The organism is Kitasatospora sp. NPDC005856 (genome assembly GCF_040629945.1).
In the GTDB taxonomy this organism is placed as follows: domain Bacteria; phylum Actinomycetota; class Actinomycetes; order Streptomycetales; family Streptomycetaceae; genus Kitasatospora.
This window is the reverse complement of sequence record NZ_JBEXWT010000018.1, coordinates 62,830-89,486: the sequence shown is the minus strand read 5'-3', so window position 1 is coordinate 89,486 and position 26,657 is coordinate 62,830. Positions and strand designations below refer to the sequence as shown.

The following is a 26,657-nucleotide window of genomic DNA, read 5'->3' as shown; positions in this document are numbered from 1 at the left end:
GTCTGCACCCGTTCCGACTGCGCAGCCATCGTTCTCTCTTCCTTGCAAACCCGACCACGACGGAAGGCGTCGCCCACCGGCCCCCCGCCGGGAGCCGGTGAGCGACGCCGCTCGACTGCCTTACTGCTTCTGGTTGAGACGCTTCGCGATCTCGTCGTCGGCCTTCTTGGCCGCGGCGGCGTAGTCGCCGCTCAGCGCGGAGGTCAGGAAGTCCTTGATCGGGTTCGGCTCGTTCTCGACGTTGGTCCAGGTCGGAACGTTCGGGGTGGTCGCACCGTTGGCCGAGGCCGGCAGGGCGGCCTTGGCGAAGTCGCCGGTGACCTTGCTGTTGAGCGAGACCTTGTTCGGGATGAGGCCGGAGGAGGCGACCAGGCCCTCGTTCTTGTCGCTCATGGCGATCTTCAGGAAGCCCTTGGCGAGCTCGGGGTTCTTGCTCTGCTGGGCGATCGCCAGGTTCGAGCCGCCGAGGAAGACGCTGGACGGCTTGTCCGCGGTGGCGCCGGGGAGCGGGAAGTAGCCGATCTTGTCGGCCGCCAGCTCCTCGGGCTTCGGGACCTCCCAGCCGAGGCCGATGATGGTGCCGATGTCACCCTTGGCGAAGACGTCCTTCTGCTGCGGGGTGGCCTCGTCCTTGTCCTTCGGCGCGGAGGTCGAGTGGCTCTGCAGCTTCTTGTAGGTCTCGAACGCCTTCTTGGCCTCGGGGCTCGACAGGCCGCCGACCCACTTGTCGCCGTCCTTCTTGGCGAGCTTGCCGCCCTCGCTGGTCAGCAGGCCGAAGTAGACGTACCACTCCTGGCCGGGCATGTAGAGGGCGTCGTTGACGCCCGGGACGGCCTTGACCTTGTCCAGGTCGGTGTAGAACTCCTCCAGGGTCTTCGGCGGGGTGGTGACGCCGGCCTTGGTCCAGATGTCCTTGTTGTAGGTCACCACGCGGTTGGTGAAGTACCACGGGGCGGCGTACTGCTTGCCGTCGATGATCGAGGACTCGCTCAGGTTGGCGGCCCAGTCGGCGCCGCCCAGCTCGGCCTTGTCCTTGGTGATGTCGAGCAGACCACCGGTGGCCGCGTAACCCGCGGTCTGGGTGTTGCCGATCTCCAGGACGTCCACCGAACCCTCGGAGAGGGCGGCGGTGACCTTCTGGCCGATGCCGTTCCACTTCTGGGTCTGGATCTCGAGCTTGGCACCCGGGTAGGCGGCGGCGAAGTCGGCCTTGACGCCGTCCTCCCAGCCCTTGGGGGCGGAGCCGTCCATCAGCCACACGGTCAGGGTCTTGCCGTCGTAGTTCTTGGCCGCCGAGGACGAGCCGCCCTCGCTCTTCTTGCCGTCCGAGCCACAAGCCGCCAGGCCGACGACCATTGCTGCGACGCCGACCGCCGCGATGAGCTGACGCTTCACGCCATCCTCCTGAGGGATGCCTGGGTTGCCCCCGTCGGGCGGCAGCGGCAGACCCACACAAAGCGGGGGGAAAGGTGCCGCGGACCCCTTCGAACGGGTGGGGGGATTCATAGTTACCGGCCTAGTGGTGTAGACCAGCTGCCTGGAGCTTGGCCTAGACCAATGGGCCTGTCAACGGCTGTTCGACCGATCTCGACCACCCGTTATCAAGCCGACACCGCACATCGTTCATCGCGTGATGAGGTATTCGTTCCGTAGCCATACATGCAACGATGTGAGCCGTTAACGATGTGGCGGGGTCTCCGAGGGCCCCGCGAGAAGCGGGAGAACAGGTCCGATGAGCAGCGACGGGGGATCCACCGCCCAGGTCAACGACCCCGAGGTGAACAGCCTCCCGACGCAGGCCGGCGCCGACCCGACCGCGCGCGTCCCCAAGTACTACGGACTGAAGCGGCACCTGCTGCAGCTCACCGAGACCCAGCCCGCCGGCACCCCGGTCCCGCCCGAGCGCGCACTGGCCGCCCAGTTCGACACCTCGCGCACCACCGTCCGCCAGGCGCTCCAGGAGCTGGTCGTCGAGGGCCGGCTGGAGCGCATCCAGGGCAAGGGCACCTTCGTCGCCAAGCCCAAGGTCGCCCAGGCCCTCCAGCTGACCTCCTACACCGAGGACATGCGGGCCCAGGGTCTGGAGCCCACCTCCCGGCTGATCGAGATCGGCTACATCACCGCCGACGACCGGCTCGCCCCGCTGCTCGACATCAAGCCCGGCGGCCGGGTCCTGCGGATCGAGCGCCTGCGGCTGGCCAACGGCGACCCGATGGCCATCGAGGTCGCCCACCTGTCCGCCAAGCGCTTCCCGGCCCTGCGCCGCAACCTGGCCAAGCACAACTCGCTGTACGCGGCACTGCGCGAGGTGTACGGGGTCACCGTGGCCGAGGCCGAGGAGACCATCGAGACCACCCTGGCCAACCCGCGCGAGGCCGGCCTGCTCGGCTCCGACCTCGGCCTGCCGATGCTCCAGCTCTCCCGGCACTCCTTCGACGCCGAGGGCGATCCGGTGGAATGGGTCCGCTCGATCTACCGCGGCGACCGCTACAAGTTCATCACCCGACTGAAGCGTCCGGAGTAGCCGCACTCCCCCTCCGCACTTCGGGCACCGGCGCGCGCGACCCGCGCGCCGGTGCCTTTTGCGTTCCGCGTTCCGCGTTCTGCTTCTGCTTGCGCTTCTGCTTGCGCTTCCGTCTCCGCCTCCGCTTGCGCTTTCCGTGGGGCCTCTCCCGCCCGGGCGCGGCACCGCGTTTCCGTCGCCCGGGCGGTGAGGATCGGTCGGTTACGTCCGGCAGGTGGGAAGTTGCGCCAATTCCGGTGACATGGATCACCCCATGCTCTAGATTGCGCAGCCGTACGACCTGACTGCCGATCACCGATGGTGCTGCTCGGCGGGCCCGTGCGGCGCTCGTCGCCGACCGGGCTGCGGCGCCGACGGGGAACCCCTCCGGAGCGGAGCCGAAGATGCCGTCTGATCCCCCCACCTTCGAAGATGTCATGCCCGAGCCAGCCGGGAGTCCCGTCCCGGCCGTGACGCCCGAGCGAGTGCTGGCCGGCCTCGCCCTGCTCGTGCCGATCGTCGCGATGCTCTGGGTGTCCTCGTACGACAAGAGCGACCCGGCGGTGGCCGGGATGCCGTTCTTCTACTGGTACCAGCTGCTCTGGGTGCCGGTGTCGGCCGTGTTCACCGTCGCCGCCTACCTGCTGATCACCCGGGACGAGAAGGCCCGCAAGGCGGCCCGGAAGGGCGGTGCGCGATGAAGGACGTCAACGTGCCGGCCCTCGTGGTCTTCGTGCTGTTCTTCGCCCTGGTCACCGTGATGGGCTTCCTCGCCTCGCGCTGGCGCCGCGCGGACGACGCCGCGCACCTGGACGAGTGGGGCCTGGGCGGGCGCAGCTTCGGAACCTGGGTGACCTGGTTCCTGCTCGGCGGCGACCTCTACACCGCGTACACCTTCGTCGCCGTGCCCGCGGCGGTGTACGCGACCGGCGCGGCGGGCTTCTTCGCGGTGCCGTACACGATCATCGCCTACCCGCTGGTCTTCCTCTTCCTGCCCCGGCTCTGGTCGGTCTCCCGGGTGCACGGCTACGTGACCCCGGCCGACTTCGTGCGCGGCCGGTACGGCTCGCGGCCGCTGTCGCTGGTGGTCGCGCTCACCGGCATCCTGGCCACCATGCCGTACATCGCCCTGCAACTCGTCGGCATCCAGGCCGTGTTGGACGTGCTGGGGGTCGGCGGCGGGGAGAACGCCAACTGGTTCGTCAAGGACCTGCCGCTGTTCATCGCCTTCGGCGTGCTGGCCGCCTACACCTACTCCTCCGGCCTGCGCGCCCCGGCGCTGATCGCCTTCGTCAAGGACGCCCTGGTCTACATCGTGATCATCGTCGCGGTGATCTACATCCCGATCCGGCTCGGCGGCTACGGGCACATCTTCGACTCGGCCGCCCAGCACTTCAAGGAGGCCGAGGCCGGCTCGCTGACCATCCCCGAGAACAAGCAGTGGACGTACGCCACGCTCGCCATCGGATCGGCGATGGCGCTGTTCATGTACCCCCACTCGGTGACCGGCGTACTGGCCTCCAAGTCCCGCAAAACCGTTCGCCGCAACATGGCGATCATGCCCGCGTACTCGCTGATGCTGGGCCTGCTCGCGCTGCTCGGCTTCATGGCCCTCGCGGCGGGCGTCGGCAAGGGCGTCAAGGGCTACAACTCCCAGCTGTCGGTGCCGCAGCTGTTCGCGGACATGTTCCCGGACTGGTTCACCGGCGTGGCCTTCGCCGCGATCGGGATCGGCGCGCTGGTGCCGGCCGCCATCATGTCCATCGCGGCGGCCAACCTGTTCACCCGCAACGTCTACAAGGACTGGCTCAAGCCCGCCGCCACCCCCGCCGACGAGACCAGGGTCGCCAAGCTGGTCTCGCTGCTGGTGAAGGTCGGCGCCCTGGTCTTCGTGCTCGGCATGGACAAGCAGGCCGCGATCAACCTCCAGCTGCTGGGCGGCCTGTGGATCCTGCAGACCTTCGTGGCGATCGTCGGCGGCCTGTTCACCCGCTGGTTCCACCACTGGGCGCTGTTCGCCGGCTGGGCGGCCGGCATGGTGTACGGCACCTGGGAGGCGTACGGGATCTCCAGCAAGGCCACCAAGCACTTCGGCGGCAACGCGGCCGAGATCCCCGGCATCGGCGAGATCGGCTACATCGGTGTGACCGCCTTCGCGCTCAACCTGATCGTCGCGGTGGCCCTCACCCTGGTGCTGCGGGCGGTCAAGGCGCCGGTGCTCCCGGACGAGACCAGGCCGTCCGACTACAGCGCCGAGGCCGGTGACGAAGAGCTGGAGAACGCGCCGGAGCCCGTAGCGGCGCACTGATTCGCGCGGTACGCGCCCTGTGATCGCGCCGCCTTCTCCGTGAACACTGGAGAAGGCGGCGCGATCATATGTATGAACAGGCGTGCACGCCGGGCACCACCAGACCGGACCGGCAACCGGCCGGAACCTGATCGACCACGGGGAGCTCGCGGCCATGGCAGAACTCGGTACCACCCTCAACGGCCAGCACCAGTCCACCCAGAGCCAGCACCACCACGTCACCACCCAGGGCCAGCACGCCGGCGGCCAGGCGCAGCACCCCGCCGGTCACGGACAGCCCCCCGGCGGCCACGGCCAGCACGGCGACGCCCACCGCCCGGCGGCGGCCGGACGGCTGCCGTCCCTGCTCATCGCCACCCGGCACGGGGAGTCCACCGCCAACGTCGAGTTCCAGCTGGCCGAGGCCGCCGGGGCGCTCAGTGTCCCGATCAGCTGCCGCGACGCCGACATCCCGCTGTCGCTGAACGGCCGGCGGCAGGCCCAGGCGCTCGGCCACTGGTGGGCCGCCCTGCCCGGCGCGGACCGCCCGCGCAGCGTCTGGTGCTCTCCGTACGTGCGCACCGCCGAGACCGCCCGGATCGCGCTCGCCCAGGCCGCCGGGCTCGGCGCCGTCCCGGTCACCCTGGCCGTCCGCTACGACGAGCGGCTGCGCGACCGCGAGCTCGGCGTCCTGGAGATGCTGCCGAAGGCCGCGATCGAGGCCAAGCACCCGGAGGAGGCGGCCCGGCGGCGCAAGATGGGCGAGCTGTACTACCGCCCGCCGGGCGGCGAGTCCTGGGCCGACGTCGCGCTGCGGGTGCGCAGCCTGCTGCGGGACCTCTGCGAGGAGGAGGCCGGACGGCCCGTCCTGCTGGTCGCGCACGACTGCACGGTGCTGATGCTCCGCTACGCGCTGGACCGGCTCACCGAGGAGCAGCTCACCGCGCTCGGGCCGGTGCACAACTGCTCCACCAGCCTCTGGCGGGCCCAGGACGGGCGGCTGCGGCCGGACGGCTGGAACGGGGTCGGGCACCTGGCGGTCGGGGAGGACTGACGGCCCGCCGGCCCGCCCGCGGGGTCCGGGCCGGCTCGCCGCGCGCCCGGCGGGTGCCCCTCCGCCGGCCGTCCTCCCGGCCCGCGTCCCCCTGCTCGCGTCCCCCTGCTCGCGTCCTCCCGGTCGCGTCCTCCCGGTCCGTTCGACCCCGGAGCACCGCCCCGCGCAGCGCTCCGGCACACTGGCCCGATGGACTTCCTCATCCGCCAGGCCCTTCCCGAGGACCTCACCGACGCCGGCCGGATCACCGTCGACGCCTTCGTCGGCGACGGCTTCACCAAGCCCACGAGCGGCTACGTCGAGCTGCTGCGCGACGCCGGCCGACGGGCCCGGGAGGCCGAACTCCTGGTCGCCGTCGACTCCGCCGGAGCCGGGGTCCTCGGCTGCGTGACCTTCGCCGTCGGCGGCACCGAGTGGGCGGACATAGCCGCCCCCCAGGAGGGCGAGATCCGGATGCTCGCCACCTCCCCCGCCTCCCGCGGCCGCGGCGTCGGCGAGGCCCTGGTCCGCGCCGCCGTCACCCGCAGCCGCGAACTCGGCCTGGCCGGCATGGCCTTCTCCACCCGCCCGGAGATGACCACCGCCCACCGGATCTACGAACGCGTCGGCTTCCTCCGCACCCCCGAGCGCGACTGGGCCCCGTACCCGGGCATGGACCTGATGGTCTACACCATGGCGTTCTGAGCGGGCGGCCCGCCCTGAACGCCCGTCACGGCCTCTTGTCGTACCCGGGTGCCACGTAGACGGTGTACCGGCCGTGCTTCCCGCTCGTCACCACGGTGACCACCCGGTACCCGGCGGCCTTCAGGGTGGGCTGGATCGCCTTGTCGATGGCCCCGGTCTGGGTGAAGTCCAGGACCACGACCTTCCACTCGTGGGCCTGGATGCCGGCCTGGATCGCGGGCACCCCGTTCTGCATCTCACCGGTGGCCGGGTCCCGGCGGAAGACGGCCACCAGGTCGTGCCACTGCTGCCAGTTGGTCTGCTTGCGCAGGTAGTACGCGGGGACGTTGTAGTTCTCGACCAGGTACCGGTCCTCGCCCTTGACGATGTACGGCTCCAGGGCGGCCACGAACTCCTTCGAGTTCGACCACTCGCCGTACATCTCCCGGCCCTGGGCCGAGCCCATCCAGGCGAGCGGGCCGACCACCAGGACGGCGGCCGCCACCCCGGCCACCAGGTGCAGACGGCCCTTCAGCCAGAGCACCGTACGGGCCAGGACCAGACCCACCACGATGCAGGAGAACCAGGCGCCGAAGTCGACGTGCTTCTGCAGGGACAGCCAGGTGTGGATGCGGATCTGGTTCACCGGCGCCATCAGTCCGGCCAGCAGCAGGAGCAGCGCCAGCCAGAACTCGGGCCAGGCCGCACCGCCGCGCCGCCGCGCCCGCACCAGCTGCACCAGCGCCCCGGCCAGCGCCACCACCAGCAGCGGGCCGACCCAGCGGGCGGCCTCCGAGGCCACGTAGGAGTACGAGTCGTGGCCCGGGGCGCGCTTGAGCGTGGTGTGGTTGAAGCCGTTGACGTACTTCTCGCCGGCCGCCAGCGCCGCCGCGCCGACCGCCACCACGAAGGTCAGCAGCACCAGCAGCCCCCGCCGCCAGGCCTCCCAGCTGCGCAGCGACCCGCGCGGCCCGGCCAGCACCGCGATGCCGCACACCACCGGCACCCACAGCAGCGCGGCGTACTTGGTGGCGCCGGCCAGGGCCAGCAGCAGCCCGGAGGCGATCAGGCTCGGGTGGCCGCCGCCCGTGGTCAGCCGCACCGCGAAGTACCCGGCCCAGGCGAGGACCGCCAGCGCCATCGCGTCGTAGGTGGCCAGGCCGCCGAGGAACTGGGTGGGGCCGAGCGCGACGAAGGCCGTCGCCGCGCAGAACGCCGCGAGCGAGCCGTGCAGCCGCCGGGTGGCCAGGTGGACGGCGACGGTGGCGGAGAGCATGAACGCCAGGCTCAGCAGCCGGGCACCGTTCAGCCCGCCGAGGAAGTCCGCGACGGCCACCACCACCGGGTAGATCAGCGGGGAGCCGGAGAAGAAGGTCTCGTACGTCGCCACCGGGGTGCCGTGCCGCAGGTGCGCGATCTCCTGGTAGCCCGCGTAGATGTAGGTGCCCTCATCGATGAAGGCGGTGTTGCTGAGGATCAGGTGGTACGAGAGCGCCGCCTGGACCAGCAGGACGGCCGCCAGCGGCAGCCAGTCGGCCCGCAGCGCCGGCCGGGCCGGGTGCGGCACCCTGGGCAGCCCGGGCTTGCGGCGGCGCCGGTCGGCCGCCGGGTAGGCCTGCGCCGCCCCGGGTGTCGTCCGGTCGCGCTCGCCGAGCGCCGCCCCGGCCGGCCTGGCCCCGCCGAGGACGGGCTTGCGGGTGGACTCGGGCCGGATCCAGCGGCCGTCCGCGCTCATCAGTACTGCTCCTCATCTGGGACTTCGCATCCGGACGGGCCCTGGAGCCCGCGTCCCGGGGCGCGATTCGGCCGCCGCCCCCACTCCCGGGGGCGGCGGCCGGACGTTCACGAGGGCCGGTCGGCCCTGCGGCGGGTCCTGCGGGTCGTGCTCACCGGACCGCGGGACCCGCCACCGGCGGGCTCAGCCGCCGAGCCAGGCGGCGATCGGCGCGATGGACGGCGGCGAGCTCGGGCCGGCGACGATCTTGACGATGTCGGCCTCCGGCAGCACCTGGTCCCACACCTGGATGTCCGCGACGGCACCGTGCCAGGGGTCGGCCCACTGCGAGTTGGAGCTCAGCCGGCCGACCTGGAGGGAGTTGGTGCCGCTCGGCTGCACCCCGGCGGACTTGGCCGAGGACTGCGGAGCGCCGTTGACGTACAGGGTGAGCTGGCCCGACGGGTCGTCGTACACGCCGGTCAGCAGCACCCACTGGTTGACCGTCGCATCGCCCTTGGACCAGGCGATCGCCGAACCGCCGCCCGGCACCTGGACCTTGAAGTACCACTGGTCGTGCCCGTTGTTGCCGGCCCGGCCCAGCGAGTACGAGTAGTACTGGCCGTCACCCTGGCTGACCGCGCTGCGGTTGCCGTTGGGCACGTCGACCAGCACCCTCACGGAGACGGTGAAGCTCTTGTTCACGTCCATGATCGAGGTGGACGTCGAGGCGAACGAGTCCTGGCCGCTGGGCAGTTTGAGGACCTGCCCGGAGAAGCCGGTCATCGTCCCCTGCTTGGCGTCGGCCCCCAGGTTGAGCGCGGCAGAGCCCTTCTTGGCGGGCAGCGTGCCGACGGTCGGCGGGCTGTCGATGCCCTTGACCGGCGGTGCGCTCACCGGCGGGCTCGACGGACCGGGGGACGTCGGGCCCGGCTTGTCGGGCCCCTGGGCCACCGGCTCCTTCTCCTTGCCGTGCTGGAAGTACCAGTACCCGCCGCCACCGGCGGCGGCCACCACGACCACGGCGGTCACCACGCCGATCAGCTTGAGCCGGCGGCCGCGCTTGGCGGACTGCTCGTTCTGCTCGGCCAGCGCCTCCCAGTCCGGTGTGCCGGACTGGGCGACCGGCAGGCCGGACGGGGGGACCGGCGGCTGGAAGCCGCCCTGCTGCTGCCAGTGCGCCACCGGCTGGGCCGACTGCGCGCCCGGCGCAAAGGGCTGCTGGCCGGGCTGCGGCATCGGCGCCTGCGGCTGCGACTGCACGGGCTGCGGCTGGACGGGCTGTGCCTGTTGCGGCGTCACCGGGCCGGCCTGCGGCACGACCGGACCGGGCTGCGGCGTCACCGGGCCGGGCTGCACCGGCCCCGGCGCCAGCGGAGCCGGTCCCCCGCCCGGCTGCGGCACCGGCGGCACCGGCTGCGCGGCCGGATGCGGCGTCGGCTGCTGGGGCTGCGCGGGCGCGGCGGACGGCGGCCCGTAGCCGGACGCGGGGCCGAAGGCTCCGCTCGGGAACTGCGGTGGCACACCGGTGGCCGGAGCGGACCCCCCGGCCGGTGCCTGCTGCGGTGGCGTGGGGGTCTGGCCCGGCTCGCCACTCGGTACCGGTCGATCGCTCATGGCCCGAATGCTAGGGCATCCACCCCGCCACGCCCATGGGGGGTGCGCGGACGAAACGTCAGCGCGGCCGCGGTCTACCGCACGCGACGCCGACTCACGCGACTCCGTTGTACGGCAGCTTCCAGCGCTGCGAGACGGTGTCCGCGCACGGCCTCAGGAGCACCGTCGTACCGTCCGCGAGCGCACCGCCCGCGGTACCCAGGCACAGCCCGGTGTCCTGGTGCTTCAGCCGCTGCCCGGGGGCGGTGACCCAGCGCTGCGCCGTACCGCCGGTGCACTCGGCCAGCGTCACCGAGGAGCGGTCGGCGGCCGGTGCCAGACAGGCCGCTCCGCCGCGCAGCGAACCGTCGTTGCCCACCGTCCACCCGGTCGAGACGGCCTGGTCTCCGCAGGATCCGACGGTCACCGGCGTCCCGGCGATCCCGCCGCCGCCGTGCCGCAGGCAGATCCCCGGAGCGCCCGCCGGGACCTCGCCGGCCGGCAGGCCGACCCGGTTGTGGAAGGCGAAGGAGTTGCTGCGCAGACCGGTCCCGCCGCTCCAGACCTCGAAGCCCGCCTGCACCCGGCACAGGTAGGACCCCTTGGGGACGTACCCGCGCGCCATGGCGTCGGCGGTGAACAGCCGCAGGTTGAGGCCACGGGTGGTGTGGGTCGGCGCCGCGCGGACGTAGCTGATCACACTGTGCGGGCCGGTGATCGGCGCCTGGTAGACGTGGTAGCTGGCGTCGCCGAACGGCAGGGCGTCCGACACCTTGTCACCGGCGGGCCGCACGTTGTCGGTGGCGTCCAGCCAGATCATCACCTCGGCGCTCTCCCCCGGGAGGCAGTTGTCCGGGCTGGAGCCGTACCAGAGGTCGAAGGAGAGGTTGAAGGAGCCGCTCACCCGGCCGTTGGCGTCCCAGTCGGCGGTGGCGTCGCCGAGGGCGCTGACCGGCACCGGCAGTCCGCTCGCGCCCGGGGCGGTGGACACGTTGGGGTAGGCGCCGGGGGCGAGCGGGTTCTTCGGGACGAAGTCGTCGGTCCGGGACAGCGTGAACCCGCTCTCCCCGACCGGGTCCACGCAGACCGTGCCGGCGGTGTTCCACGGGTTCGGTTCGAGGACCTTGGTGCCGCTGTCCAACGCCAGCTTGGGGAAGGGCTCCTGAGCCGTCGAGCAGAGGCCCGGCCCGGACGCCGCCGTCGTGGCGGGCGGCGGCTCCACCGCCCCGACCTCGCCACTGCACCCGGCCAGCAACGCGGCGACCGCACCGAACGCGGCGACCGCCCGCAGGCCGCGCGCCAAGCGCCCGGCCTTGCCGTCCTCGATGATCATCACTCTTCCCCGACCCGTCCTCGACCGTCGAGCGGACAACCGTACACAAGCGCTCCGGCCGCACCCCCGTTCACATCACGATCGGAACTCGATATCGGTTCCGGATGGCCGACGGAAGAGGGGGGAGCGAACTCCGAGCGATCGGTCCCGTACGATCCTGGCGTCCCCTGGTGCCCGAGCGACAACGGCTGCCGCGCGGGGACGGTTCAGACTCAGTACGGCTTCGGGGGAGTAGAGCACGTGACTGTCACCGAGAGCGCGCGACTCGCGGGAGGCGGTCAGCCGCCGGTCTCACGACGCCGGAGCCGGCGCGACCCGGCCGCCCGCAACCGGTGGGGCCTGCTCCCCCAGCCTCCCGACAACACCGAGAAGTACCTCTACGCCCGCACCAACCTGTGGGTGCTGACCTGCTTCTCCCTCATCAGCTTCGTGTGCATGGTGGCCAGCGAGATCGGGCTGCTGAGCGCGACGCCGTGGTTCCTCTTCTTCATACCGCCGCTCGCCTTCACCATCGTCTACTACCTGATCTCCCGTTGGGTGCACGGCTTCAACGAGACCTTCGACCTGTCCGCCCACCGCGCCCTGGTCAAGTCCTGGCAGCCCGAGCGCTATCCGACCGTCGACATCTTCCTGCCCGTCGCCGGCGAGCCGATCGAGGTGCTGCACAACACCTGGACCCACGTGGCCCGGCTGCGCGACCAGTACCCGGGCGAGGTCACCCCGTACGTCCTCGACGACAGCAACAGCCCGCAGCTCGCGCAGATGGCCGTCGACTTCGAGTTCGTCTACGGCACCCGCGACAAGCTCGGCTGGTTCAAGAAGGCCGGCAACCTCCAGTTCGGCTTCCGCAACTCCGACAGCGACTACATCCTCATCCTGGACGCCGACTTCGCGCCCCGGCCGGACCTGCTGAACGAGATGCTCCCCTACATGGAGGCCAACCCGCGCCTCGGCATCGTCCAGTCCCCGCAGTTCTTCCGCATCCTCGACTCGCAGAACTGGATCGAGCGCGGCGCCGGCGCCGTCCAGGAGTTGTTCTACCGGACGGTCCAGGTCTCCCGGCAGCGCAACGACGGCGCCATCTGCGTGGGCAGTTGCGCGGTCTACCGGCGCGAGGCGCTGGAGGAGAACGGCGGCACCACCCTGATCGGCCACTCCGAGGACGTGCACACCGGCTTCGACCTGCGCCGCCTGGGCTGGGACCTCCAGTACATACCCGTCGCGCTGGCCACCGGCGTCTGCCCGGACAACGTCGGCGGCTTCTTCAACCAGCAGTACCGCTGGTGCACCGGCTCGATGAGTCTGCTCGGCAGCAGGAAGTTCTGGCAGACCAAGCTGCGGCCGATCACCCGGGCCTGCTACCTGTCCGGCTTCTTCTACTACATCCACACGGCGCTGTTCACCATCGTCTCCCCCCTCATACCGATCGTCCTGCTGCTCGCCCGACCCGACCTGATCCGCTGGGAGAACACCGCGCTGGTGCTGCCCGGCCTGATCTACGCGACGATCGTCTTCCCGCTCTGGCACCGCAACCCCTACCGGCTGGAGGCCTGGGCCGCCCGCATGATGTACGGCTGGGCGCACGTCTTCGCCATCTGGGACATCGTGCGCCGCAACCGGATGGCCTGGCAGCCGACCGGCTCCAGCGGCGCCAAGTCGAACAAGACCCGCCGGTTCTGGATCGGCGTCATCGCCTGGGGCGGCGGAACGGCCCTGCTCTGGGTGCTGCTGAGCATCTGGCGGATGCTCACCATGGGCCCCCTGAACTTCGCCCTCGTCCTCGCCTCCGGCCTCTTCTACGCCACCATCGTGGGCCGGGTCCTCGTCCAGCCGCGCCCCACGGAAGCAGTGTGATCGCCATGACCGCCCCCCTCCGGCGGGCCGGCCGGCTCCGTCGCCGGCTGGCGCTCCCGCTGCTGACCGCCGCCGGCCTGCTGCTCGTCACCGCGTGCGGCCCCGAGGACCCCGGCTTCGCGATGCAGAAGGACCTCGCCCAGGCCGCCCCCGCCGCGACCCCCGGCGCCGCCGGAAGCACCGCACCGGCGGCGCCCGTCCAGCCCAAGGCCCTGCCGACCGGCGTCCCTTACGACGTCACGCCGCTGCTCAAGCCGAGCCACAAGTACCTCGGCGCCGCCCTGCCCGACGTCCCCGCCACGATGGACGCCCTGCCCGGCTACAGTGCCGCGATCGGCAAGCAGCCCAACATCCTGGAGTACTACGCCCACTGGAAGGGCGGCTTCGACACCTCCGGCGTGCGCCGGATCCACGAGGCCGGGGCACTGCCCTTCATGGCCTGGGAGCCGCACGACCGCTCGCTCGCCTCGATCGCGGCCGGCGACACCGACGACTACGTGCGCGGCGTCGCCAAGTCCGTCGCCAAGCTCAACCTGCCGATCGCCATCAGCATCGCCCACGAGATGAACGGCGACTGGTACCCGTGGGGCCGTCAGGCCGCCACCCCCGAGGACTTCGTGGCCGCCTGGCGCCACGTCCACGACATCTTCGACCAGGCCGGCGCCACCAACGTGATCTGGGTCTGGAGCCCCAACATCACCGTCCCCGCGCCCAACACCCGCCTGGCGCCGTACTACCCCGGCGACACCTACGTCGACTGGGCCGGCATGACCGGCTACTTCACCAACGACGGCCCCAAGACCTTCGAGGCCCTGTACGGCCCGACCATGGCCGAGATCCGCACCTTCTGCAACAAGCCCTTCTTCATCAGCGAGACCGCCGCCGAGCAAGGCAGGCACCAACAGGCCTTCGTCGACCAGCTGTACTCCGGGATGGAGGCGCACGACGACATCGTCGGCTTCATCTGGTTCAACATGATCAAGCGGGCGGACTGGCGGGTCGAGACCGTTCCGGACACCCTCGCCGCCTTCAAGAAGCGGGTGTCCGCCCCCCGCTACGGCTTCGACATCCGGAACCCATGATGAACAGCGACCTCTCCCCCACCCCGGACCACCCCGCCGACCCGGTGTCGGACGTCCCCCCGCCGGACGGCCCGGAACCCCGTACGCGCCGTACGCCCGTGCCCGTCGACAACCCCGGCGGCGTCGAGCTGGCCCCGTACACCATCCCGCAGGTCCCCGCGATCGGCTGGGACCCGGGCGCCAGCCCCCGCCGCCGCCGGATCGCCCTCGGCCTGCTGGGCGCCGTCCTGACCGTCCAGGCCGCGCTCTCGCTGCGCCTGCTGGCCGCCGCGCACCCCGACGAGGCCGCCGCCATGGTCGCCGGGCGCCAGCAGCTGGCCCACCTCCTGCACGGCACCCCCGTCACCACCGACCTGGTCGACCGGGTGCACGGCTCACCCTGGCTCTACCCGCCACTGGCCGGCGCCGCCGCCGACGCCAACGGCATCTGGGGCGCCCGGCTGCTCAGCCTCGGCTTCGCGCTGCTCACCACCGTGCTGCTGTACTCGCTGACCCGGCGGCTGTTCAACGAGCGGGTCGCCATCTGCGCCATCGCCGTGTACGCCGTCCTCCAGTCCACCGTCGTGGTCGGCTTCTACGCCGCGCCCGAGTCCCTCGCCGTCCTGCTGGTCGCCCTCGCGGCCTGGACCACGGTGTTCACCGCGAGACGGCATCCGGCCCTGGCCCTGCTCGCTGCCCCGCCCACGGCGCTGGCCTGCGCCGTGGCCTACTCCGCGGCCTTCGCCGTCCCCGCCCTGGTGGCCCTCGCCTTCGCCTGCGCCCGGCCGTACCACCGGGCCGGGCCGGCCGCCCTGCGCGCGCTGCTGGCGGCCCTCGGCACCTTCGTCCTGTTGCTCCCGTACGGCATCCTCGGCAAGGTCGCCGGATGGTCGCCCTCCCACGGCAACGCCCCCGGCTCGGCCGGCTCGATCCTGCTCGCCACGCTCCGGTGGGCCGGCCTCTTCACCGCCCTCGCAGTGGCCGGCACCATCGCCTACGCGCGCCGCGAACAGATGAACGAGCACGACGCGCCGGAGAAGGACGCCGTCCCCACCACCCGGGGCCTGCGCGCCCTGCTCGGGGCCACCCTGACCGTCACCTCCCTGCTGATCCCCGCCGCCCACCTGTGGACGGGCACCTCCGGCGCGCTGTTCCGCCACCTCGGCTACGGCATGCTGCTCGCCGCCCCGCTCGCCGGGGTCGGCCTGACCCGGCTGGTGGGCGCCCACTTCCGCCATCCCCAGCTCGGCATCCTGGTCTGGGTCGCCCTGCTCGCCCTCGGCCTGGAGCAGTCCGCACTGCGCTACCAGAACGGGCCCGACTCCGGCCGCCTGCTGGCCGTCCTGCGGGCCCACACGCAGCCCCAGGGCCGCTATCTCACCGAGGTCGACGGACTCGCCGAGTACTACCTCGGCAGCGTCTCCAAGCCCGAGCAGTGGGTCTCCGCGCACACCGGCACGGAGTACCGCGACGGGGCCGGCGTCCAGCACCACGGCGACGACGGCAGCGTGGCCGCGATCCGGGACGGCTGGTTCACGATGGTCGTCCTCGACAGCACCGCGCCGAGGGCCACCGACCGGGCCCTGAGCGAGGCCCTGACCACCGCCGGGCACTACCGGCTGGTCGCCCAGTTCACCTCGCCGACCGGCGATTCGAGTACGTACAAGGTCTATCTCAAGCACTGACCCGCCGCCCGGCCCACGCACATCCGCGACACGACAGGCACAACATATGGTGCCGCCGCAGTGAGGCGGCACAACATGTATGCTCGCTTCTGCTGTCGATGCAGGGGAACCCGGTGCGAATCCGGGACTGCCCCGCAGCGGTGTGCGGGCGGCTCCAGCAGCCGTACCGCGAGTCCGATGACCTGCCGAACAGCGTGCGCCACGGCCCTCCCGCAGAGGCCGCGCCGGCACGAGCAGTACCCCTCCGGGCCTCGCGGGCGGGCCGGGGAGTCACCGTCGCGCGACGCCGTCTGCGTTCGTGCCGTGCTCCCCTGCCCCGATCGGCCCGGTGGCCCCCGATCACCGCCGCCGATCGCCGCCAGGAGAGAGCGCCTTGACCATCGCCGCCTCAGCCACCCTGCCCGCCCAGGGCACCGGTACCGCCTTCACCGACCCGACGGTCTCCGACCCCGGCGGTGCCCTGCTGCGGCTGCTCACCGATCGCAGCACCGACCTCACCGAGGTCGACCCCGGCCATGTCGCCGCCGCCGCGCTGCGCGGCCGCCACGCCGGCTCGGACTTCGCCGAGCTGCGCGGGCTGGCCGTGGACGCCGCCGCGTCGATGATCGCCGAGGACCCCCAGTACTCGAAGCTCGCCGCCCGCCTGCTCGCCCTGGAGATCGTCGACGAGGCGAACAGCCAGGGCTCGGTGTCCTTCTCCGCCTCGATCGCCGTCGGCCACGCCGAGGGCCTGATCGGCGACACCACCGCGGCCTTCGTCGCCAAGCACGCCGCCGCCCTGGACGCGCTGATCGACACCGCGGGCGACGACCGCTTCGAGTACTTCGGCCTGCGCACCGTGCAGTCCCGCTATCTGCTGCGCCACCCGATCACCCGCAAGGTGATCGAGACCCCGCAGCACTTCCTGCTCCGCGTCGCGTGCGGCCTGGCGGTCGGCGACAGCGAGCAGTCGGTGCGCGAGGTGGCCGAGCTGTACGGCCTGATGAGCCGCCTGGAGTACCTGACCTCCTCGCCGACGCTCTTCAACTCCGGCACCCGCCACCCGCAGATGTCGAGCTGCTACCTGCTCGACTCGCCGCTGGACAACCTGGACTCGATCTACAACCGCTACGCGCAGATCGCCCGCCTGTCCAAGCACGCCGGCGGCATCGGCCTGTCCTACTCGCGCATCCGCTCGCGCGGCAGCCTGATCCGCGGCACCAACGGCAAGTCCAACGGCATCGTGCCGTTCCTGCGCACCCTCGACTCCTCGGTCGCCGCCGTCAACCAGGGCGGCCGCCGCAAGGGCGCGGCCTGCGTCTACCTGGAGACCTGGCACGCCGACATCGAGGAGTTCCTGGAGCTCCGCGACAACACCGGCGAAGAGGCCCGCCGCACCCACAACCTCAACCTGGCGCACTGGATCCCGGACGAGTTCATGCGCCGGGTCAACGCCGACCAGGACTGGTCGCTGTTCTCCCCGGCCGACGTGCCCGAGCTGGTCGACCTGTGGGGCGAGGAGTTCGACGAGGCCTACCGCAAGGCCGAGCTGGCCGGCAAGGCCGTGCGCACCATCCCGGCGCAGACCCTGTACGCCCGCATGATGCGCACCCTCGCGCAGACCGGCAACGGCTGGATGACCTTCAAGGACGCCTCCAACCGCGCCGCCAACCAGACCGCGCTGCCGGGCCGCACGGTGCACTCCTCCAACCTGTGCACCGAGATCCTGGAGGTCACGGACGACTCCGAGACCGCCGTCTGCAACCTGGGCTCGGTCAACCTGGGCGCCCACGTCGCCCCGGGCGCCTCGGCCGCCGACCTCCTCGGCGCGATGGACTGGGAGCGGCTGGACGCCACCGTGCGCACCGCCGTCACCTTCCTCGACCGCGTGGTGGACATCAACTTCTACCCGACCACCGAGGCCGGGACGTCCAACTCCCGCTGGCGGCCGGTCGGCCTGGGCGTGATGGGCCTGCAGGACGTCTTCTTCAAGCTGCGGATCGACTTCGACTCGGCCGAGGCGAAGGCCCTGTCGACGCTGATCTCCGAGCGCATCATGCTCACCGCGTACGAGCGCTCCGCCGACCTGGCCGAGCAGCTGGGCCGCCACGAGGCGTACGGCGAGACCCGCGCCGCCCGCGGCGAGCTGCACATCGACCACTTCCCGAGCGCCGCCCCGCAGTGGGCCGACCGCTGGACGGCGCTGCGCGCCCGGATCGCCGAGACCGGCCTGCGCAACTCGCTGCTGCTGGCGATCGCGCCGACCGCGACCATCGCCTCCATCGCCGGCGTGTACGAGTGCATCGAGCCGCAGGTGTCCAACCTGTTCAAGCGCGAGACGCTGTCCGGCGAGTTCCTCCAGGTCAACCCGTACCTGGTGCGCGAGCTCAAGGAGCTCGGCGTCTGGGACCAGCAGACCCGCGACGCCCTGCGCGACGCCAACGGTTCGGTCCAGGAGCTGAACTGGCTGCCCGCCGAGGTGCGTTCGCTGTACCGGACGGCCTGGGAGCTGCCGCAGCGCGCGCTGATCGACCTGGCCGCGGCCCGCATGCCGTACCTGGACCAGAGCCAGTCCCTGAACCTGTTCATGGCGGCGCCGACCATCGGCAAGCTCAGCTCGATGTACGCCTACGCGTGGAAGGTCGGTCTGAAGACCACCTACTACCTGCGTTCGCGCCCGGCCACCCGGATCGCCCAGGCCGCGTCCGGCACCGCCCGCGCCGCGGCGCCCGCGCCCGTGCCGGTGAACACCCCCTCCCTCACCCCGGAGCAGGAAGCCGCCATCGCCTGCTCCCTGGAGAACCCCGAGTCCTGCGAGGCCTGCCAGTGAGCACCCCCGAAGACCGCAAGATGCTGCTCGACCCCGGCTTCGAGCTGACCCTGCGCCCGATGCGCTACCCGTCGTTCTACGACCGGTACCGGGACGCGATCAAGAACACCTGGACCGTCGAGGAGGTGGACCTGCACTCCGACGTCGCCGACCTGGCGAAGCTCAGCGAGGGCGAGCGCCACCTGATCGGCCGGCTGGTCGCGTTCTTCGCCACGGGTGACTCGATCGTCTCCAACAACGTGGTGCTGAGCCTCTACAAGCACATCAACTCCCCGGAGGCGCGGCTGTACCTGTCGCGCCAGCTGTTCGAGGAGGCCGTGCACGTCCAGTTCTACCTGACGCTGCTCGACACCTACCTGCCCGACCCGGAGGACCGCAACGCGGCCTTCGCCGCGGTGGAGAACATCCCCTCCATCCGCCAGAAGGCCCAGTTCTGCTTCAAGTACATGAACGCGGTCGACCACATCGACTCGCTGCAGACCAAGGAGGACCGCCGCGCGTTCCTCCTGAACCTGATCTGCTTCGCGGCGTGTGTGGAAGGTCTGTTCTTCTACGGCGCGTTCGCGTACGTGTACTGGTTCCGCAGCCGGGGCCTGCTGCACGGCCTGGCCACCGGCACCAACTGGGTGTTCCGCGACGAGTCCATGCACATGGACTTCGCCATGTCGGTGGTCGACACCGTCCGCGAGGAGGAGCCCGACCTCTTCGACGACGAGATGGCCAAGCAGGTGACGGAGATGCTGGAGGAGGCCGTCGAGGCCGAGCTCCAGTTCGCCCAGGACCTGTGCGGCGACGGCCTGCCCGGCATGAACACCGCGTCGATGCGGGAGTACCTGGAGGCGGTGGCGGACCAGCGCCTGGCGCGACTCGGCCTGCCGATCCGCTACGGGTCCACCAACCCGTTCGGCTTCATGGAGCTCCAGAACGTCCAGGAGCTGACCAACTTCTTCGAGCGCCGCGTGTCGGCGTACCAGGTGGCCGTCGAGGGCTCGGTCGCCTTCGACGACGACTTCTAGGTCGATATCGTCCGGCGAAACAGCGGAGCCGCCGTCACGGTGGCTCCGCTGTTCGCTGTCCGCTGTTCAGGGGGGTAGCCCAGGCATGTCCAGGCTCCAACAACGTGTGATCGACGGCCCGTTCGGGCCGATACAGGTCGGTTACGACCGCTGGCCGTCCGTCGTGGCGCGGGTGCAGGGGTCGGGGGTGCCCACCGTCACGGTGGTTCCCGACCGCGACCACGGCGCGATCAACGTCAACGGCCACAACGTGCCGACCACCCGGAAGTCGCGCACCCGCACCGCCGTTCTGGGCGACCGCGGCTACGAACTGAGGTCGACCGGCCTCCGCCGGGCGGAGCTGCGGCGCAACGGGGAGCTCATCGCCCGCGCCCGCGGCACGTTCCGGTCGTACGCCCCCGGCCGCACCGTCCCGGGCCTGGATGCCGAGGTGACGTGGTCCCAGGGCATCGACCCCACGGATGTCGCGGTCGGCCAGGCCATGGTCCTCGCCTTCGGCGCCGGCGCCCCGGGCGCCGTCCTGCGGACCGTCTTCTTCTGGTACGACAACCTCAGCTGATGTCACAGGGGTGCCCCGCACGGCCACAGCCCGTGCGGGGCGCCCCTGTGACATCAGTCGGTCGAAAACTCCCCGGACTTGACCCCGGCGAGGAAGGAGGCCCAGGCATCCGCCGGGAAGAGCAGCGCCGGGCCGCCCGGATCCTTCGAGTCACGCACCGGCACGACATCGGTGACACCGGCTGCGATCTCCACACAGTTGCTTTGCGCGCCTGAGAACGAAGACTTTCGCCAGATGCGGTCGGCAGCGTCCGCACCCTGCGGGGTGCTACTCATCGCCGCATCCTCCTTTCGCCATGCGCTTGATCAGCGCGATCGATTCCTTGCGCGGCAGAGACTCGGCCAACGCTCGACGGAACAGGTTGGAGTACTTGAAGACCTCGCCCGGCTCCTCGATGTAGAGCGTGCTGAGGAGGCTGTCCACGTACACGAGTTCGTCTGGTGCCACATCTCCCCCGAGGCGGCCGCCGCGTGAGCGCCGTCCGGGCCGGGATCGCCGGCATCCTGCTCCCGACCGACTTCCCCAGCCTCGACCCACGCCCTCCCGATCCTGTGGGAGCGCGTCCGCGCCCTCCCCGTCCGCGAGGCGCACCGGGACTTCATCCGGATCTGCATCGGCCCCGGCGGCGGCGGGGGCGTCGCCAACTGCCTCGCCCGCAACGACACCTGGAGCACCACCCTCTACGTCGGCGGGATGACCGACTGGACCGCCCACCCGATCACCATCACCGCCACCCGGCAGCCCTGAACTCCCCCGGCCCGCCCGGCGTGAACGCCGGGCGGGGCGGCCGCAGGTCCACGCGCGCCCGTCCGGATGAACTCCCGGGCCGCACCGGCATTCCACGCCTACGGACGACCGAGCCCGGACTACGGTCCGGCGCACAGCCGAACGAAAGGGGTACACCGTGGCGACGACCGGCATCCTGGACTACGAGAGCGACGCGATCGTCCAGCTCATGAACATCACCGAGGAGGACTGGACCGAGCAGGAGCTCAAGGACGCCCTCCAGCGGGCGATCATGCTGGAGCTCTCCACCATCCCGCCCTACGCCACCGCGCTCTGGTCGATCACCGATCCGAACGACGGCAACCCGGTCCGCAGCACGATCCGCGAGATCGTCTTCGACGAGATGTCGCATTTCGGCCTGGTCTGCAACATGCTCACCAGCATCGGCGGCCGCGTCGTCCTCACCGACCCGCTCGCCGTCCCCAAGTACCCCGGCGAGCTGCCCGGTGGAGTCAACCCGGGGCTGGAGGTCTTCCTCAGCGGGCTGACCCGCGAGTCGGCCGCCCTCTTCTCCGACATCGAGAAGCCCGAAAACCCGCTGGCGTTCGCCGCCGACGGCAACACGATCGGCGCCTTCTACCAGCGCATCGCCGATGTGTTCCCGAGATTCGCGCACCTGCTGACCGGGAACAACCAGGTGACCTTCCCGCTCGGGGCGATCGGCCACGGCGCCGGCAACGACGTCGTCGCGATGAACACCATCGACGACGTCCTGCAGGCGCTCGACGTCATCCGGACCCAGGGCGAGGGCACCGACACCTCCCCGGACAACCCCTTCTTCGGCGAGCCGGGCGAACTCGCCCACTACTACGCCTTCAAGGAGATCGCCGTCGGCAGGAAGCTCGTGAAGAACCCCACGACGGGGGGGTTCGAGTTCACCGGTCCCGACGTCCCGCTCCCGCTCACCGCGCCCGTCGCCCGCGTCCCCGCCGGCGGCTGGGCCAACGACCCCGACAACGTGCCCGACCAGGCCACCGCCGACCGGCTGCGCGAGTTCAACACCACGTACAGCACCATGCTGGACAATCTCCAGAAGGCCTGGGGCGGCGAGAAGGACCGGCTGTTCGACGCGATCGGGAACATGACCGATCTGGGCGCCACGGCACAGGCGTTGAACACCGTCGCACTCCCCAGCGACCCCCACCGCACCTACGGCCCGGAGTGGCTCCTCGTCCCGTAGGAATCCTGGACCAGGACCAGGACCAGGGCCGGTGCGGACGGGTGGGTCCGCACCGGCCCCATTCCTGTCCGCCCGATATTTCACCCGGACGGACGCGGTTCCGCAGGCCTGGAGCGCGGGGGTGTTCGCGGGCTGATATATCGAATATATGCTCGAAGAATACGACAAGGTATTGGTGTCGGGCGGATTGGGTTTCGTCGGAAGGCACCTGACCAGCGCTCTCCTCTTCCTGGGGAAAGAGGTGTCGATCATCGACAACGCCCGGACGGCAACGAACATCTCCGCGCCGTCCGGGACCACCCTGCACCTGCTGGACATCCGCGAGGTCGAGGCCGTCGCCGAGGCCGTGGACGACGCCGACCTGGTCTTCCACGTCGCCGCGAACGCGAACGGCACGCTGTCGGTGACGCAGCCGCGCCTCGACTTCGAGATCAACGCACTCGGCACGCTGATCTTCGCCGAGGCCCTCCTCAAGGCGCCCGTCCGTCGGGTCGTCTACGTCTCGTCCGCGTCCGTCTACGGAACGCCCCGGAGATTCCCCATGGACGAGGAGCACCCGACCCGCCCCTTCGTGCCGTACGGCGCGTCCAAGCTCAGCGGCGAGATCACCTGCCTGGCACTCCACCGCGCCTGCGGTCTCCCGGTGGTGGTCGGCCGCCCGTTCTGCGTCTACGGGCCGGGCGAGAACCCGCACGAGGCGATGGTGGAGGTCGGCCGCTTCCTGCGCTGGCACCTCAACCACCAGCCCATCCAGATCGTGGGCGACATCGACCGGAAGACCCGCGACTTCGTGCACGTCACCGACCTGGTCCAGGGGCTGCTGACGATCGCCGACCGCGCCGACCTGGGCGAGGTGTTCAACATCGGCTCCGGCACGGAGGTGTCGATGCGCGAACTCGTCGACACGATCGGGGAGGCCACCGGCAAGACCCCCGAGGTCAGCGTGATCCCGGAGATCGAGGACGACACCTACCGGCTGGTCGGCGACATCTCCAAGCTCTACGGCCTGGGGTACCGGCCGGCGGTCTCGCTGGCCGAGGGGGTGCGCGACCTGGCCGACCACCTCGGCGCCAACCCGGAACTCCCCGGCAGTCCGACCATCTTCTCCCGCGGCCAGCACGGCGAGTCCTGACCCGCCGCCCGGCGAGCCGACCAGGACACCGGAACGCCGCTGCCCCGCACGGAACTCCCGTACGGGGCAGCGGCGTTCGATACGACTACGCGTTCGGCACGGTCGCGTACTTCGGGGTGCCCTCGGCCATCTGCTGCAGGGCGTCCTTGCGGTCCCGCTTCGACAGCTTGTCGATGTAGAGGGTGCCGTAGAGGTGGTCGGTCTCGTGCTGGAGGCAGCGGGCGAAGAAGCCGGTGCCCTCGACGCGGATCGGCTTGCCGTCCTTGTCGACGCCGGTGACGGCGGCGTAGTCCGGGCGGGCCAGCTCGGCGTACGCGGTGGGGACGGACAGGCAGCCCTCGTTGCCGTCGTCCAGCACGCGGCGGCGGTCGGCCGGGTACTCCTCCAGCACGGGGTTGATCACGTGGCCGATGTGGCGCACGCCCTCGTCGTCCGGGCAGTCGTAGACGAAGACCTTGAGGTCGACGCCGATCTGGTTGGCGGCGAGGCCGACCCCCTCGGCGGCGTACATCGACTGGAACATGTCGTCGACCAGCGCGGACAGCTCGCCGTCGAAGGCGGTGACGTCCTTGACCTCGCGGTGCAGCACCGGGTTGCCGACGACGGTGATCGGGCGTGCGGTGCCCTTGCTGAGGTCGGGCTCCTCACCGATCACCTTCACGGGCGTCTCGGGCGCCGTCCCCTCCACGTCGTGCTCGTGCTCGTGCTGCTCGGCCTGCTCCGCCATGTCTTCCGCTTCCATAGGTCTACGCGTTACCTCACCAGGGTACTCAGCACACTTCTTCGAGGTCCCGGTAAGCCCGGCTTCCCGGGGCGGCCGCGACCCAGCGGTCCAGCAGGGTACGCACCAGGTGGGCCGGTGCGGCGATCCCGCACTCGCGCTCGACCAGCCAGGACATCCCGGCCGCGCCGCCCTGGCTGAGGTGGCTGAGGTGGCCGGGGTGGGCGGCGTCGCCGTCGTCGTGCGGGTCGTGGTGGGCGGCGACGCCGTCGTCGGAGGCCATCCGGCTCTCCGAGCAGGCGCGGCACAGCAGCCGCACCGAGGAGGTCCAGTCCTCGGCCGCGTAGCCGGCGTCGGCGACCAGCCGCTCCAGCGCGTCCCGGTCGCCGGCGGTGGCGGCCTGGAGCAGCACCACGTAGGTCGGCACCGGGGAGGGCGCCCACAGCTCGATCTCGTCGAACACCGGGTAGGCGACGCCGTCGGTGACCCGCTCGCCGTGCGGGGCGCCGTCGTGCAGCACCACCTCGCCCCAGCGGCGGCCGGAGGAGGGCAGCGGGATGGACAGCACCTCGATCCGGGCCGGGTCCAGCCGGCGGCCCCAGACCACCTCGGACTCGCCGTCCGGGGAGAGCCTCACCGGGGTGGTGCCGAGGTCCAGGCTGACCGGGCCGTCCTGCTTCCCGCCGGGGCCGCCGGGCAGCTTCAGCCCGTACGCCTGCCAGGCGCGGCGGGCCAGCGGCCAGTCCTGGAGCGCGGTGGCGGTGATGCCGAGGTTCCACCAGTCCGGGGCGCCGTGCTCGCGGTCCAGCAGGGCGACGGCGCGCAGGCCGGCCGAGCGGGCCTGCTCCCAGTCCCGGCGGAACTTGTGCAGCAGGGCGAGGTTGAACCAGGAGTCGGAGAGCCACGGCTCCAGGTCGGCGGCCATCACCAGCAGCGCGCCGGCGTCCTCGTAGCGGCCGTCGCCGATCAGCGTGAAGGCCCGGTCGGTCGTCTGCCGCCAGGTGGCGGACGGCCGGTGCCGTGCCCGGTGGAAGATCCTCACGTTCGTCCCTGCCGTCGTCGTCCGCTCAAGTCCCGTGCCACCGTGCCCTACCGCCTCGGACGGCGTTCGGAGCCCGGTGTCCCGGGTCGGTGTTCCACGCTACGACCGCATCCAACCACGCCCGCCCCCGCCCGCGCTCCCCACCGCCGAGGTTGGGGTCCGCCCCTCCCCAGCCTGCCCGCCCGATCCCACCCGCTCAACCCCTGACGGTCGGGACCCGGTTCCCGGGGCCCGCGGCGAGGGCGGACGGCCCCCGCCGTGCGGGTCCCGCCCGGGCCCGGTCCGCCCCTCAACGGCGGGCCTGACCGCCCACCCTGGCGAGGGCGTCCACCACGCGGGCGTCGTAGACCCGGCCGCGGCCCAGCCGCAGCGCCTCCAGGGCCTCCAGCCGCCCGACGGCCTCGCCGACGCCGCGGCCGCGGGCTGCCGTGAGCAGGTCGTCGTGGGCGTTGGCGACCCGGATGATCCGGGACGCGAGCGGCACCGGCCCCTCGCCGGTGGCGGGTCCGGGGTGGGGATCGGCCAGCCGGGCGACCTGCTCGGCGACCTGCCGGGGCACCCCGGTGCGGCTGATCACCTCGCTGCCGAGGCGGGCGATCCGCTGCTGTTCGGCACCGGGCAGCAGGGCGGTGGCGCCGTCCGGCACCGGTTCGACCAGGGAGAGCTGGCCGACGTCGTGCATCAGTGCGGCGTACTCCAGCAGGGCGAGCTCGCGGGTGCCCATACCCAGCTCGCGGCCGAGCGCGCACGCCGTGTCCGCGACCCTTCGCGCGTGCCCGTGCGGGGTGTAGCCGGCCACCTCGGTGGCCCGGGCGAGGCTGGCGATGGTCTGCCCGGTGGTGGCCCGCACGGCGGCGGCGCGCCGGAAGGACACCTGGGCGAGCAGCAGCGGGGTGCAGAACAGCGGCAGCGCCCACAGCCCGACCTCGCCGGCCGCGAGGCTGACCAGCATCCCGGTGGCGACGATCGCCGAGCCGATGCCGAACAGCGAGCGCAGCTCGTCCTCCAGCGCCGCCGGGAACCGCAGCCCGCCGCCGGAGCGGCGCAGCAACGCCGCCAGGGTCGCGTCGCAGAGCGCGGCCAGCGCGGCGACGGCGGTCAGGAACACCCCGTACGCCGGGCCCTCGGGCGAGAAGCGGTCGACCGCGCCGCCGTTGTAGAGCGGCTGGAAGACGGCGGCCGCGAAGCCGACGGCGAGCAGCCGGCGGGCGGCGCCGTCGCGGCGGACCGGGTCGGCCCAGGGCGGACGACCGTGCGGACGGCCGGGGCCGCCCGGCGGGACTCGGCGCGGCAGGACGATGCGCGGCAGGACGTGGCAGGCCAGCCAGCCCAGCAGCAGACCGGCCCCGGTCACCGCGACCACCTGGAGCGTCCCGTGCGCGGTCGGCACCCCGCGCAGCGGCCCGAGCAGGGCGTACGCCAGCGCGCCGGCCGCCCCGATGGGCGCCTGTTCCCGATCCCCCGGAAGGGTGATCCGGACGCACTCGCCGAGCGCGATCAGCGCGGTGAACGCCAGTACGACCCCGGGCTCCGCGATCCCGCGCACCGCGACGGCGCCCAGCGCGAGCGCCAGCAGGGCGGCGGCCGCCGCGTGCACCGCGCGCGCGGTGCGCCCGCAGGGCGTACGGCCGAGGAGCACGCGGCGCAGGGTCAGGGGGCCGA

Annotated in this window: 22 protein-coding genes and 1 riboswitch; of the genes, 13 read left to right on the top strand and 9 right to left on the bottom strand. The window is 71.7% G+C overall.

Annotation, left to right across the window (positions count from 1 at the left end):
* Window positions 1–120: 120 nt before the first annotated feature.
* A complete protein-coding gene (locus tag ABZ449_RS14090; RefSeq protein WP_360345189.1) occupies window positions 121–1,395 on the bottom strand; it encodes an extracellular solute-binding protein in 1,275 nt (424 codons plus the stop codon).
* A gap of 337 nt (window positions 1,396–1,732) precedes the next feature.
* Here ABZ449_RS14090 and ABZ449_RS14085 point away from each other — a divergent pair, with 337 nt between their 5' ends.
* From ABZ449_RS14085 to ABZ449_RS14065, 5 genes are all read left to right on the top strand, one after another.
* Window positions 1,733–2,524: a GntR family transcriptional regulator gene (locus tag ABZ449_RS14085; protein WP_360345187.1), complete on the top strand. Its 792-nt coding sequence runs from the start codon at window positions 1,733–1,735 to the stop codon at window positions 2,522–2,524.
* A 416-nt stretch (window positions 2,525–2,940) separates the two neighbouring features.
* Window positions 2,941–3,204 carry a DUF3311 domain-containing protein gene (locus tag ABZ449_RS14080; RefSeq protein WP_360345185.1) on the top strand — a complete coding sequence of 88 codons (264 nt, stop codon included), beginning with the start codon at window positions 2,941–2,943 and terminating at the stop codon, window positions 3,202–3,204.
* Window positions 3,201–4,811, top strand: a complete 1,611-nt coding sequence (gene mctP / locus ABZ449_RS14075) for a monocarboxylate uptake permease MctP (RefSeq protein WP_360345183.1) — start codon at window positions 3,201–3,203, stop codon at window positions 4,809–4,811. The genes ABZ449_RS14080 and mctP overlap by 4 nt, the downstream gene beginning before the upstream one ends.
* A 154-nt stretch (window positions 4,812–4,965) precedes the next feature.
* Entirely contained in the window at window positions 4,966–5,844 is an 879-nt protein-coding gene (locus ABZ449_RS14070; protein ID WP_360345181.1) for a histidine phosphatase family protein, read from the top strand.
* 189 nt (window positions 5,845–6,033) lie between these two features.
* Complete coding sequence (locus tag ABZ449_RS14065; protein WP_360345179.1) at window positions 6,034–6,528, top strand: N-acetyltransferase; 495 nt, start codon at window positions 6,034–6,036, stop codon at window positions 6,526–6,528.
* A gap of 25 nt (window positions 6,529–6,553) precedes the next feature.
* Here ABZ449_RS14065 and ABZ449_RS14060 read toward each other — a convergent pair whose 3' ends face one another.
* The 3 genes from ABZ449_RS14060 to ABZ449_RS14050 form a co-directional block, all read right to left on the bottom strand.
* Window positions 6,554–8,242 (bottom strand): hypothetical protein, encoded by a 1,689-nt coding sequence (locus ABZ449_RS14060; protein WP_360345177.1) that lies wholly within the window; start codon window positions 8,240–8,242, stop codon window positions 6,554–6,556.
* A 183-nt stretch (window positions 8,243–8,425) separates the two neighbouring features.
* Complete coding sequence (locus ABZ449_RS14055; protein WP_360345175.1) at window positions 8,426–9,838, bottom strand: LamG-like jellyroll fold domain-containing protein; 1,413 nt, start codon at window positions 9,836–9,838, stop codon at window positions 8,426–8,428.
* A gap of 94 nt (window positions 9,839–9,932) precedes the next feature.
* Window positions 9,933–11,150, bottom strand: a complete 1,218-nt coding sequence (locus tag ABZ449_RS14050; protein ID WP_360345173.1) for a ricin-type beta-trefoil lectin domain protein — start codon at window positions 11,148–11,150, stop codon at window positions 9,933–9,935.
* Between the two features lie 435 nt (window positions 11,151–11,585).
* Here ABZ449_RS14050 and ABZ449_RS14045 point away from each other — a divergent pair, with 435 nt between their 5' ends.
* From ABZ449_RS14045 to ABZ449_RS14020, 6 genes are all read left to right on the top strand, one after another.
* Complete coding sequence (locus tag ABZ449_RS14045) at window positions 11,586–13,004, top strand: glycosyltransferase family 2 protein (protein WP_360345252.1); 1,419 nt, start codon at window positions 11,586–11,588, stop codon at window positions 13,002–13,004.
* Between the two features lie 5 nt (window positions 13,005–13,009).
* On the top strand, window positions 13,010–14,086 hold the full coding sequence (locus ABZ449_RS14040) for a glycosyl hydrolase (RefSeq protein ID WP_360345171.1): 1,077 nt from the start codon (window positions 13,010–13,012) through the stop codon (window positions 14,084–14,086).
* Window positions 14,083–15,750 (top strand): glycosyltransferase family 39 protein, encoded by a 1,668-nt coding sequence (locus ABZ449_RS14035; protein WP_360345169.1) that lies wholly within the window; start codon window positions 14,083–14,085, stop codon window positions 15,748–15,750. Before ABZ449_RS14040 ends, ABZ449_RS14035 begins: the two co-directional genes overlap by 4 nt.
* 72 nt (window positions 15,751–15,822) lie before the next feature.
* Window positions 15,823–15,955, top strand: a riboswitch (cobalamin riboswitch).
* A 192-nt stretch (window positions 15,956–16,147) separates the two neighbouring features.
* Entirely contained in the window at window positions 16,148–18,559 is a 2,412-nt protein-coding gene (locus ABZ449_RS14030; protein ID WP_360345250.1) for a ribonucleoside-diphosphate reductase subunit alpha, read from the top strand.
* Window positions 18,560–18,579: 20 nt separating this feature from the next.
* A complete protein-coding gene (locus ABZ449_RS14025; protein WP_049652375.1) occupies window positions 18,580–19,575 on the top strand; it encodes a ribonucleotide-diphosphate reductase subunit beta in 996 nt (331 codons plus the stop codon).
* Window positions 19,576–19,660: 85 nt separating this feature from the next.
* The gene (locus ABZ449_RS14020; protein ID WP_360345167.1) at window positions 19,661–20,134 is read left to right on the top strand and encodes a hypothetical protein; all 474 of its coding nucleotides are present in this window, start codon (window positions 19,661–19,663) and stop codon (window positions 20,132–20,134) included.
* Between the two features lie 53 nt (window positions 20,135–20,187).
* Here ABZ449_RS14020 and ABZ449_RS14015 read toward each other — a convergent pair whose 3' ends face one another.
* Together ABZ449_RS14015 and ABZ449_RS14010 are read right to left on the bottom strand one after the other, a co-directional pair.
* Window positions 20,188–20,409, bottom strand: coding sequence for a DUF397 domain-containing protein (locus ABZ449_RS14015; protein WP_360345165.1), 222 nt, complete (start codon window positions 20,407–20,409; stop codon window positions 20,188–20,190).
* Window positions 20,402–21,055 carry a Scr1 family TA system antitoxin-like transcriptional regulator gene (locus tag ABZ449_RS14010; protein WP_360345163.1) on the bottom strand — a complete coding sequence of 218 codons (654 nt, stop codon included), beginning with the start codon at window positions 21,053–21,055 and terminating at the stop codon, window positions 20,402–20,404. The genes ABZ449_RS14015 and ABZ449_RS14010 overlap by 8 nt, the downstream gene beginning before the upstream one ends.
* On the opposite strand from ABZ449_RS14010, the gene ABZ449_RS14005 reads away from it, so the two are divergent.
* Together ABZ449_RS14005 and ABZ449_RS14000 are read left to right on the top strand one after the other, a co-directional pair.
* The gene (locus ABZ449_RS14005) at window positions 21,039–22,100 is read left to right on the top strand and encodes a ferritin-like protein (RefSeq protein ID WP_360345161.1); all 1,062 of its coding nucleotides are present in this window, start codon (window positions 21,039–21,041) and stop codon (window positions 22,098–22,100) included. The two genes, ABZ449_RS14010 and ABZ449_RS14005, sit on opposite strands and share 17 nt — an antisense overlap.
* A gap of 148 nt (window positions 22,101–22,248) precedes the next feature.
* Complete coding sequence (locus tag ABZ449_RS14000; RefSeq protein WP_360345159.1) at window positions 22,249–23,232, top strand: NAD-dependent epimerase/dehydratase family protein; 984 nt, start codon at window positions 22,249–22,251, stop codon at window positions 23,230–23,232.
* Window positions 23,233–23,317: 85 nt separating this feature from the next.
* On the opposite strand, the gene def is transcribed toward ABZ449_RS14000, so the two are convergent.
* The 3 genes from def to ABZ449_RS13985 form a co-directional block, all read right to left on the bottom strand.
* Complete coding sequence (gene def, locus ABZ449_RS13995) at window positions 23,318–23,959, bottom strand: peptide deformylase (protein ID WP_360345157.1); 642 nt, start codon at window positions 23,957–23,959, stop codon at window positions 23,318–23,320.
* Between the two features lie 43 nt (window positions 23,960–24,002).
* A complete protein-coding gene (locus ABZ449_RS13990; RefSeq protein WP_360345155.1) occupies window positions 24,003–24,995 on the bottom strand; it encodes a hypothetical protein in 993 nt (330 codons plus the stop codon).
* A 289-nt stretch (window positions 24,996–25,284) separates the two neighbouring features.
* Complete coding sequence (locus ABZ449_RS13985; protein ID WP_360345153.1) at window positions 25,285–26,634, bottom strand: HD domain-containing protein; 1,350 nt, start codon at window positions 26,632–26,634, stop codon at window positions 25,285–25,287.
* Between the last annotated feature and the right edge of the window lie 23 nt (window positions 26,635–26,657).